The organism is Ruegeria sp. F11, from assembly GCF_056533855.1.
On sequence record NZ_JBQFOW010000005.1, the window covers coordinates 284127 to 294916 of the forward strand.

Genomic DNA, 10790 nt, shown 5'->3' on the forward strand with positions numbered 1-10790 from the left:
GGATATCACATTGCGACGCTTTCAACTTACATTGGCGTTATTGGTTTACTTGGTTTTTCCGGAGAGTTTTCACGCCTTTGCTCAAGGTTTGCCTGAAGGACAGATCGCACCGGCAGGCAGTAAGGCAAGGTCCCTTTCCGGGCGAATTCTCGGAGGCGAGGAAGTGCCGCCGGGGCAAGGCCCTTGGGCGGCATCACTGGAATATCAGCATATTCCGAACGACGACAATTCATGGCGTTTTTTTTGTGCTGGGTCGTTTGTGCATCCCAGAACACGTACCAATGCACAAGGTGAACGGGAAGTAGTCAAATGGGACTCCACTTGGACTCAACCGGTGTGGTTGGTCACTGCCGCGCACTGCATTCAGAACGACGACGGGACGATGCTGGATGTGACGCGAATAAATGTTGTTGGGGGGAATCGAGATCGAAAACATGCTGGCGTTGAAAGGCAATCAGTCGTTTCCGCGGTTTCTCACGCACAATACAAACCCGGAACATATGAACATGATATTGCCATACTTGAGCTTTCTCCTCCTCAAAACGTTCACTTCGATGTCACAGAACGAGTTTCAATTCGCTTGCCGACTCTTTCAGATACGAGCTGGATCAATCAGGATTATTTGGCCTTGGTTGCACAAGGTTGGGGCATCACGGAGACTGGCTCGGACTCATTGTTGCTAAGACAGGTTGTTCTACCGCTTGTCTCTCAGGACCTTTGTTCCGAAAAGTTTAGTGTGCACGGTTCGGAAATAACACCGGGCATGCTTTGCGCAGGCTTCGTGAGCGGCTTTTTCGACAGTTGCCAAGGGGACAGTGGAGGACCGTTAATCTATCAACACAGGGGATCGATTGGTTTCGCCGAAACCAGTGACGCTGTGTTGGTTGGCGTGATTAGTTGGGGCAAGGGTTGCGGAAGTAACGATTTGTTCGGCGTTTACACCCGGGTCTCGGTTTACGTCGATTGGCTTGAAGAGCAGGTGCTGGCTCTAATGCAGCCATAGCTCCACGGTCGCCAAAAAAATACGAAGAGACTTAAGAGACAGGCCTCTGTTTTTCTCGTAGCCAGAAAACGACAATGGCGGCGAGAGCGACGGCGGGGAAGAAGGCTTTTGGGCACCTATTATAGCGAGCTATAACGCGCAGTCAGTCCTTGGCTCAGGACTCATAGCCAATATACTACGAGTGTTGCGAGGGCGATTGCGGATAGGAAGACCTTCGCGCATCTGTCGTATCGGGTGGCCTCACGCCGCCAATCCTCGAACCTATCGAACATGATCTCGATGCGGTTGCGCCTTTTGTAGCGCCGCTTGTCGTATCGGACGGTCGTCTTCCGTTGTTTCTGGCCCGGATTACAAGGACGTATCCCTTTGTCTTTCAAGGCTTCCGTGAGCCAATCGGCACCATAGCCAGGATCCCCGCGCTGCAAATCGACGGTCACCAGGCTATCCAGCAATGCCCTTGCGCCAATGTAATCGCTGACCTGCCCAGAGGTCACAAGCAGGTTCATTGGGCCTCCTTTGCTATGGCAGATAGCGTGCAGCTTGGTACTCATGCCGCCATTGGCTCGGCCAATCAAGCGTCTACGTCCTCTTTGTTCACCGCGAGGTTGGCCGCCATGCGATGGGCCTTGAGATAGGTTGCGTCGATCATGACGGTCTTTTCCTCTCCGTGATCAGCCGCCAATCCCATCAGCATTTGCGCAACGGTGCCCTTGTCACCCCATCGATTCGAACGATTGTAGTGCGTATTGTGTGGACCGTATTACTTGGGCGCATCACGCTAGCGTAAGCCATTGCGATTGATGAAGATAATCCCGTGCAGAATCCGTTTGTCATCAGCGCGAGGTTTCCTGTGGGATTTTGGAAAGAGTGACTCCAGACGCACCATCTGCCCGTCGCTCAACCAAAGAATATCAGACACGTTTACCGCTCTCGTTTTTGAGAGGTGAATCATCCCCATTAGCAAAAATGAATGGTTCCTGATCCTAGGCGAAATTAGCCAAAGTTGACAGGCAGCACATGTCTATGCAAACTCACTTAGATAAGTTTATGCCGTGATCTCGAATATAATACCAATTTAATTTCCAGGTTTTGGGGGATTGCTATGAAGTCTACTTCCGTTATGGGGTTCCTTTCGATTTTTGTTCTTTCTGCGTGCACAACACGTGATGATCTCAATGATGTTTCATCGCAGTTGGTTCCGACTGGTTACTACTGTTCCACAACACCTTCGGAAGCCTATAGTCCAGGCTATGTATACAGAGTAGACAAGACGGGTGCAGAGCTATTGGTGGACCAATTTAGCCAGCAGGCAGAAACCTTTTCATTTAAGGCTGCGCTTGGTTCATACATCGCGGAAGTTTCTAGGTCAGCTGGATTAAACTTTTCACTACTTGAATTGCCAGACGCAGCCACTGCTGACGCAGAAGCCAAGGTCGCCGCTTCAAAAGTATCTAAAGTGGCATTTAAGAATGGCCAATTTGAACTAATGAACGATGCGGGTTTTCGCGCGGTTGCTGATTTAGCGGGTGAAACAATAGAACCGGTTTCCGGTAGTGAGTACTTTTTAGTTCGTGATTCAATTCAAGCTAAAGGCGTAGAAATTAAACTGAGTGCAGAAAATGAAGCGTCCCTTGGAGGGGAGGCAAAAGTAACAGATTTGTTCTCTGCAAAACCCAATGTAAAAGTCGAAAGAAAGGAAGAGCTGACTGTAAATGAAACATTTGATGATCCACTAAATGTTTGCATTAGACCTGTGCGCTTGGAGTTTATAGAGCCTGGCAATACTCAAGTGGTATCAGGAGCAACAGAAAGCCCATTATGGCGTGTTACCAATATTGGTGCAACGCCGAATCAAGCTGCGTTGATATTGTCGCAGTAAGTTAGTGTGCGGAAAGCTCTCCTCTAAAACCATTAAATGTTCCAGTGTTGGTTCTTCGCCATTGCCAATACCGATCTGAAAAATCCAATCCTATTCGGAGCGCATATATTTCTCAAAAAGCTGGGTTATTTAAATAGCTGAAGGGAAAAAATAATGTTTTGTTGTTGGAATGCACGTCGTCGACAGCTTAGTCTTATAACAACACTTTTGTTATGTGTTCCGGAGATTGTATCTGCTGAATTTGATAACTCTTCGCTAATTCAATTCGCACAGTTTGGCGGCGGCGGTTCTGGCGGAGGATCCAGCGGTGGAGGTGGTTTTGGCGGCGGGACCAGCGGTGGAGGTGGTTTTGGCGGCGGGACCAGCGGTGGAGGCGGCGGGATAAGTGGCGGAGTTGGAGATGGCTCTAGTGCGAGTGGAGGTTTTAACACCGGTTTCGGTTCTGGGGCCAATGGAGACGGAAACAACACAACCTCGCTGGGCAACCTTCTACCTAGCGGCTCGGATGCCACAATTCTCCCCAACATAGGTCAAGACTTACTCTATCTTGAAGAATATTGGACTAACCAAGGCATTACGCAAAGCAACATTAACAACTACGATTTTGAAGGTGGGTTTGAAATCGATCTGCCGGTCGCTATTTGGCAACCGCCAGTTCCTCTAGATCCGGATGCGCATTGTGGCCCAACCGCGGTGTGTGGTGGGACAGGTGCAGGACCCATCACCCCTCGTGGCGGCAAAAGTGGTGGAAGCTCAAGCGGAGGATCGGGTGCTGAAGTCAATGTAGTTGCAGGTATGGGATTTGGGGCTTCCAGTGATGATTCCGGCTCCTACGCAAGCCGGGTAAATCGCTTTTCATTTCCAACGACTGTGGCCCTTCAATATGATGGTGGCCGTGTTCTTTGTAGTGGGACACTGGTGTCGGAACGCCAGATTCTTACTGCTGCCCACTGCGTGTGCGGCGTCTCCCCACTGAACGCCTTTTTCGGAGAGACCCTGGTTCGCGATGGTACTTTGTTGCCTGGGATTAGGACCAGCCTTTCACTCAGTTCACATGTCGAGTTCTTCGACAAGGGCTTTTGTGTTGATTATGGCCGAGATAAACAAGCAGCCATGCGTGCCAAAGTGGATCTCGCCTTAGTCGAATTGGCTGAAAGTCTCCCAAGGGATCTTAGGGAATTGATTTTGCCAGTTGAGCCAATCTCCGGAATCAGTGCAGGCACCGCGAAATTGGGCAAGCTATATGCAGTTGGTTTTGGTGAGAGCGACAACAAATGGTGGCCGGGCAGCAAAAATTACGCCGAGATCGATTTTATAAGCCGCAAATGCAGTGCAACAGACGAATCTGTAAATGGGTGCAAGGCTGACCTTGAGTCTATGGCTGGGCGCCAACCAGCGGACACTTGCTATGCAGATAGCGGTGGCGGTCTTCACGTGCAAGAAACAAGTGGGGGGCCAATGATTTTGGTTGGCGTAACCAGTCGAAGCATGACTGAAGATATACTCTGCGGGGCAGGAGGTATCTACACTTCGCTTGAAAACGAAGCTGTTCTAAATTGGCTTTCTGAATTGATCGAATAGCTCCGAATTTCTGCGATTCAAGTAAGGACGGGTTTATGGAATATGGAAAGAAATTGCGTAGTAAAGTTTTAAGCTTTTGGGCATTTGCCTGCTTCCTGCCTATAATGTTATTAGTGAGCGGTTGTGAAGAAGGTTTGTTCCGCCCCCCTCAGACAGGAAACGAAGGCGCCAATCAGGACGGCGCGGGCAATGGTTCAGGGTCGGGTAACGAATCGTCTTCAAAAGACCCAACAACCCGCCTCAATACAGTTGCAACGGTTTGCTCTAAATTGAAAAGCAGTGACCCGTATGTTCTTCAACTGGCCAGCGAAGTATCGGGTGACATTGAATCGTATGCCTTTACCGGACAAAACTCGTTTGATCAGACGTTTGAGGAGCAAGAGCGTATCGCAGACGGCTTTCTTGCGACGAAAGAACAAGGGCGCGGGGTCGTATCAGTCTTCATCGATATGGAACAAGGCACACGGGGCGCTTGTACGGGCTCTTTGATTGCGGAAGATTGGGTGTTGACTGCGGCGCATTGCTTTGTGAACCCAAATAATGAGAACGAAGCGGCAAGTCTAGTTAGGGTTTATGCGTCCTCACTGACTAAATTCGGCGGTACGCCAGTAGTTGGTACACCATATTGTCACAATGAGTATGGATTTAGAGCCGGTAGATACAAAAATGATCTTGCGCTTGTGCGATTAAACCGCTCGGTAGAAGCGCCCTTAATGCCACTAGTTCAGTCGACCTCAACGCCAATGGAGACAAGATCCTCCGAAACATTGATTAGCTTGTTTGGCTTCGGGCAATTGAATCCTTCACAAGTTGCAAGCAAACTGATGTTCGGCGAAGTCAAATCTGCGCCTAGGGGAAAAAAATGCAAGAGAGACGGCGTTTTTTGCACACAAACTACAGATCTGTTTGGGCGCCGTCCTAGCAGTCTCTGTCCCGGCGACAGCGGTGGACCAGCAAAAGCGGTACAGGACGATGGTTCAAGTCGCCAAATTGGTGTGAATAGTTATATTTTTAATGAAGACCCTAAAGAAAAACCGCTGTGTGGAAAACCTGGCAATGTCAGCGCCATGGTCGATGTCTACCAATATTTGGACTGGATTGAAGCGGTAGTCGCTGAACAACGTTATTAACTGGTGTCCGCCGTTAGAGTTTTTCGGACAAGGAGGGCTGATTTGTAGCGGAAGTTCTGGTTCGATTTCTGTTTGAGTTTAGGCGCCCACAATTCGTAACTCTTCGATTTTGTCAGGAAAAAGAGGCGCCGAGGCTTTGATCGCCGGCGCCTTGTGTATTGTTCCCACGAATTTGGGTGTGCGCTTTGAAACCTCACCATGTTTGTGGGTGACAATCGTCGGGAAGCGATTACTAATGCGGCTACCGTCTGGCACAGAGCAAGGCTCGGCAATACTCTTAACACGCAGAAAAGATTGGTCCTGACGGACCAAGACGCCTTGGCAACCACCAGCTATTGCGGAGCGCGTTTGCCATGGCGTCGGTCACCCCAAAAGTGGCCGACTTTTGCTCCGCCCCATGGCCGAATTTTGCTCCGCCGTTGACATGATGTTATTCAGGTCGCGAAAATACTGCATTTACAGTCTCGCGATCTCGCATCCTGCGGACCTGAACAGTGTTTTGTATAAACACTTGGCATTGCGAAGATCCCTTTCGTCATGTTGCTTGACTATCTCCGCCAGGTTCGTCTGCCATACTCATCGCGCACCTCCTTCCTCTGAGGCCTTCACTGCTTGATAGCAGGCCCACAACCGCTTCACCTCATCACGAGGATCGTCAGATATCCGCTTGTGTGCCTCCAGCTGCTGGTTCATCGCTCGACGAAATCCATCATCTTGCATGATTTGGTCCGCACGAAGTACGTCGACTTTGTGTAGATACCCAACCTCTGCTTCAGCCAAAAGACGCTCCAACAATCCCGAGGTCGCTGAAGAATCCGAGTAGATCCATCCGGCTTCACAGCGCTCGATGAGATCGAGTACTTGGTTTGCTATCTCCTCAGCGGCCGGAGCCGTCGACACGTCGATTGGAGACGCATCCAGTACCTGTTGTGGCCATGATCGCGCAGGATAAATGGACGAACTCCAAATGTGTGACTTGTCATCGATCACCCTCAAAACTGCGATCTCAATCGGGTAAAAGCTGTCTTGGACGGCGACGATCCTTAAGTCGCAGAATAGGTGGCTGACGATTGGTTCCGGAAGGCCAAGGTCTTGATAGACGCTGCCTGACCCTTCTGTGATTTTGTCTTTTTTGGTCACTTTGGCCACTTATTCTCTTTAATCCAGATGTCTGTCCATTCTGCTGGTCCATCAGCTGGAGCAGCGTCCACGATGTGCTCCTGTACAGTCGTCAGAAGTGCTGGCCATGCATCTGAACCTTCTTTCAGCCGTACTTTCAGCTCATAAATCAGGTCATCCAGAGGGATCGACTCCAACGGACGTCCAAAGATCTCTTCATCGGAAAACTCATCACTCATCGAAGGGATTCCAATCGCCTTGCTCCTGACAGTGCGCGCACAGGACAGTTGCCTTGTTCTTCTTCCGTACGATATTCCCGACATGACCACATCTTGCACATGTGCGCTTGCTGTCCAGTACGAGACGTTTGAGCGGGAGATCCAGGCATTGATCATACAGACGGAAGATGATCTGGATTGAACCGTCTGGGCCCGTCGTCGCATCCGAGATCTGCACTTGAATCGGTGTCTCACAGTTCTCTCGAACCAGATGCTCCGCCTCTGCGAGAAACCTTCCCAGCAGGACGAGCCGACCCGGCCCAACACTTGGCCAAAGTGAGGCAGTATCAGCGCTAACTAGATCTGGAAAGCGATCTGCGATATCGAGCTCGAGATCTCTCGGCCACTTCGCCTCAGCGCCTTCAAATCGGCTTTGAAGGTAGTCGTTGTAGCACCAGCAGCAAAGTGTCGTTAGGTAGCCTCGAATGTTCTGCACCTGCGCGGTGTTTCCACAGGATTCACATGTCTTCTCGATCTCGTCGACACGCGTCTCCAGCTCGTCAAAGATATTTCGATTGCATTTTCGTGTGTAAACTCGAAGGCCACCCAACTTTTGCTTGATCTGCACGACCACCGGCAGCTCACTCCCAAAGATATCAGGGTGTTGTGTAACACTGCGCTTTACATCCTCAAGCACTATTACGAGTTGGTCAGCCCAGCCTACACGATGCTCTCCAAGTGCCTTTAGAACGCTTGCTTGGATGTCATTCCAATCAACAACCTGGTTCATCACTCATCCTTCAGCTGCGCCAGCGTTTCAGCTTTCTCATGAACAACACGCCTGATTTCTTCGTCCGTCAGATCTTCTGATACCTTCGAAATTGGCAGGCGAGATTGGGATCACAACACTGCTTTCATTGTCGTGAACCGCAAAGGCCATCTTCAGGAGCCTCGAATCTTCAATCCTCCTAAGGACCGGCTCAATAGCCCTCGTCATCATCATCACTCAATCGACGTTTGTTTGCTTCGATGTGTTCGGCTAGGTCTCCAACGAGGTTTCCGGCTGCGATGTCTTTCTCCAAAAACTCAAGGAAGGCGTCGAGGGCTGGGTCTGTGTGTTCGTCTTGGTCATCGCCATTCTCCTCTTTAGCGATGCGGTCATCCAGCTCGCGAATGCTCGCCCGAATCCGTGACAGCAATTCGTTGCCTTCTTCATCTACCTTGCGCGCTCTGATTTCATCTGCGGAAATCGGACCAGACAGCTTTGCCTGGCCCAATGCCAACGCCGCTTCTTGCAGTGCCAAAAGAGCTCGGGTTAGTGGATCAATCTCTACGTCAGCAATGAGCGCGTCGAACTCCTCTGCGCTGCTGATCGTATCAGATAGCGGTGCTCGACCGGTCAAAAACTCAGCCTTTTTCAACTTCAGGAATGCGCGCGTCACCTCATCAGCCTTAGTTGGGGGTTCTCGCGCGCCGGTCTTCTCCAGCCACATGGCGGCGATTTTCTCAACGAGTGACCACACGGTTTGCTTGCGATCATGCTGCGAGATATCGAAGCGTACTGCTTTCTCTTCGATACCGAGCTGCTCGAACTCTCGTTCGTTCACGCGCACTTCGTAGTCGCAGAGACCATCGGTGTCATCGCTGACGTTTCCAGCCTGTGCCCGGGCGACTTCGCTCTCGTTCACGTAGACAACGATTTTAAGCATCGTTCACCAGCCTTTCGCCACACAAGCAGCGCAACGTCCGCGATCATCCGTTCGGTCGATCTGACCGTAATAGCCACAAACTGAGCAGGTCATTCGATCCCGAACAGGCTTTTTCCGAACACCAAAAAGCGTCTTCCGTTCAGGGTGGCGTTTGCTCGCAACATCATGCGCGCACCAACAGCACAGGGTCATGTACCAGCCGTCCAACAGCTGGGTGTCGGCAGAATTACCGCATCGTTCACAGCTATGATTTGCTCGTGCAATCGTGGCGGTGATCATCGACTGTATGTGTCGATCATCACACCTGTGGTAGATGCGGAGCTCGCCGAGTTTTTCTTTTATCTGGACGACAAAGGGGTAGGTGGCATCTTTAAGATCGCAGTATTCTTTGACATCTGTGAAGAGCGCCGTGACCAAGCCGGACCAGCCTTCGGGTGTGCGGCCGAGGCCCTCCTCGACCGATTGCTTGATGTGGTTGAAATCAATTGCGTTCGTAATGTCGTCCGACATGACGGACACCTCCTGAGGATGGTAGGAGGCGTCGGAATCGAACCGACTCGTGCACTCTAATCTGGAGCAATTACAAGGATATAAGCCTCGCCCGCATACCAATGCTGCCTCCCACGTTCGCGTGGGTTATCGACCTCAGGCCGATATTCGATGGCAGTGGATGCGTGAGTACGTCATGACTTGAAGCTGAACCAGTTCGTGTCACTATGTCAAGACGGAGTGTGCTGCACTTCGAAATTCACCGCGTAGTTTCGGGAACCTTCTTGCTAAACGAGTGCCAAATAGGTTGTCCGCATCGCAGAGCTGTAAGCATGATTGGCATGGTCGGCCTAAGGCTTCCTCTAGCCACATATACGGAAGTCAGCGACGGTCGATACCGAGTCCAAATTGACTGATGCCGCGCGAAGCTCCAATGACAGCGATGCGCAGAAAGCGGACTTTGCAAAACCTAACCATCTAACCGTGAAATGAGAATGCAACCTTCATACGGGAAGTTTCATTACTCAAAACTAGGGGCGCAATTTGAACCTAACTTATCGATCTCCTGGAAAAAGACTGTCTGCTGTCGCCCCTAGATATCGACTAGTTGCTGGTAGGATCTGAAGGCCGAATCTAACTACATCAGACAGTTCAAAATCGTGGCCTCGCCCTCTAGCCTCTTCCGCAATTCTAGCGGGAGAGGTTGGTATCAAGTTTTCGAGAAGTTCGCTAATAATCTCATCGAGCTCTGAAAGAGTTAAGCCACTTGGAAGCACTTTGGTCTCTATGTCTTCAAGGAGAATTGAATTAAATGCTCTCGTCAAGGCATCGCGTCCACGGCTGGTAATACTGAAACGGCCAGCACTTTCAGATAACCAAGACAACTTTTCCATAAACCCCAAATAAGTCTTTATCCTATCACTTCCAACGTAGCGGGCGCTTTGATCATCTGAGGCTTTTTGGATAAGAAAAAGGTCGTCGGATCGGCAGCGCGATGTTATCTTCTCGATCCTAAGATCGTCTTCCTCGAAGTAGCTCAATACCTTGCGTAACCTGCCATAAAGTGTTCGCCCTCCATTGTATTCTATGAAGCTTGTAGGAACATTCAGAGGCACTTCGTGAAGGACCTGATCACCCAACTTGTCGGCTTCATTCTCCCGAGGCAGATCACTGTCAACAACCCCTGATTGAAGCATGGTTGAGCGAGTACGGGCTACGATTTTTCGCCATGTTATCCCACCTTTGCGTCGATCAACTCTCTGATCACCCTTGCTGTGTTTTCTCTCCATGACTCGCAGCAATGAATCCGAAAACGCTGCATTATATGTGTAGTTGAAACCTGTTGCCGAGACCAAGTAGTAGTCGACCCCATTCAATGCTGGGTCTGATGCCAATCGACCGGAGTGGCAGGCGTCAATAATTAAGACCAAATTCTTTATTCCGTGCCGGCTAAGTTCTTGAACTATTGTAGAAATAGGCACTTGCTGTGCATCTTCTCCTTTTGGTCGAGAAAAGTGAAGCGCAAGACTATGGGCACCATTAGGAACGCTGTGGCCAACGTAATAGAAGACTGTCCGTCGTCAGGGATTATGGGACAGATGGCTGCCTGATCTAAGAGAGGGTGTGGCGCATCTGATTGTTTGATTATGCGGCGGATTTGCG

10 protein-coding genes, 1 tRNA gene and 1 pseudogene are annotated in these 10790 nt (G+C 50.4%); 4 read left to right on the plus strand and 8 right to left on the minus strand.

What is annotated here, in order from left to right; all coding sequences use genetic code 11:
• Positions 1-10 precede the first annotated feature (10 nt).
• Positions 11-1003, plus strand: coding sequence for a serine protease (locus tag ACR0NJ_RS08990; protein ID WP_480816793.1), 993 nt, complete (start codon positions 11-13; stop codon positions 1001-1003).
• Between the two features lie 161 nt (positions 1004-1164).
• Here ACR0NJ_RS08990 and ACR0NJ_RS08995 read toward each other — a convergent pair.
• A pseudogene (locus ACR0NJ_RS08995) lies at positions 1165-1922 on the minus strand (IS5 family transposase).
• 183 nt (positions 1923-2105) lie between these two features.
• On the opposite strand from ACR0NJ_RS08995, the gene ACR0NJ_RS09000 reads away from it, so the two are divergent.
• The 3 genes from ACR0NJ_RS09000 (at position 2106) to ACR0NJ_RS09010 (ending at position 5593) form a co-directional block, all read left to right on the plus strand.
• Positions 2106-2882: a hypothetical protein gene (locus tag ACR0NJ_RS09000; protein ID WP_480816794.1), complete on the plus strand. Its 777-nt coding sequence runs from the start codon at positions 2106-2108 to the stop codon at positions 2880-2882.
• 153 nt (positions 2883-3035) lie between these two features.
• On the plus strand, positions 3036-4463 hold the full coding sequence (locus ACR0NJ_RS09005) for a trypsin-like serine protease (RefSeq protein ID WP_480816795.1): 1428 nt from the start codon (positions 3036-3038) through the stop codon (positions 4461-4463).
• 35 nt (positions 4464-4498) lie between these two features.
• Entirely contained in the window at positions 4499-5593 is a 1095-nt protein-coding gene (locus tag ACR0NJ_RS09010; RefSeq protein ID WP_480816796.1) for a S1 family peptidase, read from the plus strand.
• A 576-nt stretch (positions 5594-6169) separates the two neighbouring features.
• On the opposite strand, the gene ACR0NJ_RS09015 is transcribed toward ACR0NJ_RS09010, so the two are convergent.
• From ACR0NJ_RS09015 to ACR0NJ_RS09045, 7 genes are all read right to left on the minus strand, one after another.
• Positions 6170-6742, minus strand: a complete 573-nt coding sequence (locus tag ACR0NJ_RS09015; protein WP_480816797.1) for a hypothetical protein — start codon at positions 6740-6742, stop codon at positions 6170-6172.
• Positions 6730-6951 carry a hypothetical protein gene (locus tag ACR0NJ_RS09020; RefSeq protein ID WP_480816798.1) on the minus strand — a complete coding sequence of 74 codons (222 nt, stop codon included), beginning with the start codon at positions 6949-6951 and terminating at the stop codon, positions 6730-6732. Before ACR0NJ_RS09020 ends, ACR0NJ_RS09015 begins: the two co-directional genes overlap by 13 nt.
• The gene (locus tag ACR0NJ_RS09025; RefSeq protein WP_480816799.1) at positions 6944-7720 is read right to left on the minus strand and encodes a hypothetical protein; all 777 of its coding nucleotides are present in this window, start codon (positions 7718-7720) and stop codon (positions 6944-6946) included. Before ACR0NJ_RS09025 ends, ACR0NJ_RS09020 begins: the two co-directional genes overlap by 8 nt.
• Before the next feature lie 190 nt (positions 7721-7910).
• Positions 7911-8639: a hypothetical protein gene (locus tag ACR0NJ_RS09030; RefSeq protein WP_480816800.1), complete on the minus strand. Its 729-nt coding sequence runs from the start codon at positions 8637-8639 to the stop codon at positions 7911-7913.
• A gap of 3 nt (positions 8640-8642) precedes the next feature.
• Positions 8643-9149 carry a hypothetical protein gene (locus ACR0NJ_RS09035; protein ID WP_480816801.1) on the minus strand — a complete coding sequence of 169 codons (507 nt, stop codon included), beginning with the start codon at positions 9147-9149 and terminating at the stop codon, positions 8643-8645.
• Positions 9150-9168: 19 nt separating this feature from the next.
• Positions 9169-9262 (minus strand) — tRNA-OTHER (locus ACR0NJ_RS09040).
• A 420-nt stretch (positions 9263-9682) separates the two neighbouring features.
• Positions 9683-10558, minus strand: coding sequence for a hypothetical protein (locus ACR0NJ_RS09045; protein WP_480816802.1), 876 nt, complete (start codon positions 10556-10558; stop codon positions 9683-9685).
• Between the last annotated feature and the right edge of the window lie 232 nt (positions 10559-10790).

Coding starts and splice junctions, on each gene's coding strand:
- ACR0NJ_RS09000 (WP_480816794.1), top strand. CDS start 2,106: ATGAAGTCTACTTCCGTTATGGGGTTCCTTTCGATTTTTGTTCTTTCT.
- ACR0NJ_RS09005 (WP_480816795.1), top strand. CDS start 3,036: ATGTTTTGTTGTTGGAATGCACGTCGTCGACAGCTTAGTCTTATAACA.
- ACR0NJ_RS09010 (WP_480816796.1), top strand. CDS start 4,499: ATGGAATATGGAAAGAAATTGCGTAGTAAAGTTTTAAGCTTTTGGGCA.
- ACR0NJ_RS09020 (WP_480816798.1), bottom strand. CDS start 6,951: ATGAGTGATGAGTTTTCCGATGAAGAGATCTTTGGACGTCCGTTGGAG.
- ACR0NJ_RS09025 (WP_480816799.1), bottom strand. CDS start 7,720: ATGAACCAGGTTGTTGATTGGAATGACATCCAAGCAAGCGTTCTAAAG.
- ACR0NJ_RS09030 (WP_480816800.1), bottom strand. CDS start 8,639: ATGCTTAAAATCGTTGTCTACGTGAACGAGAGCGAAGTCGCCCGGGCA.
- ACR0NJ_RS09035 (WP_480816801.1), bottom strand. CDS start 9,149: ATGTCGGACGACATTACGAACGCAATTGATTTCAACCACATCAAGCAA.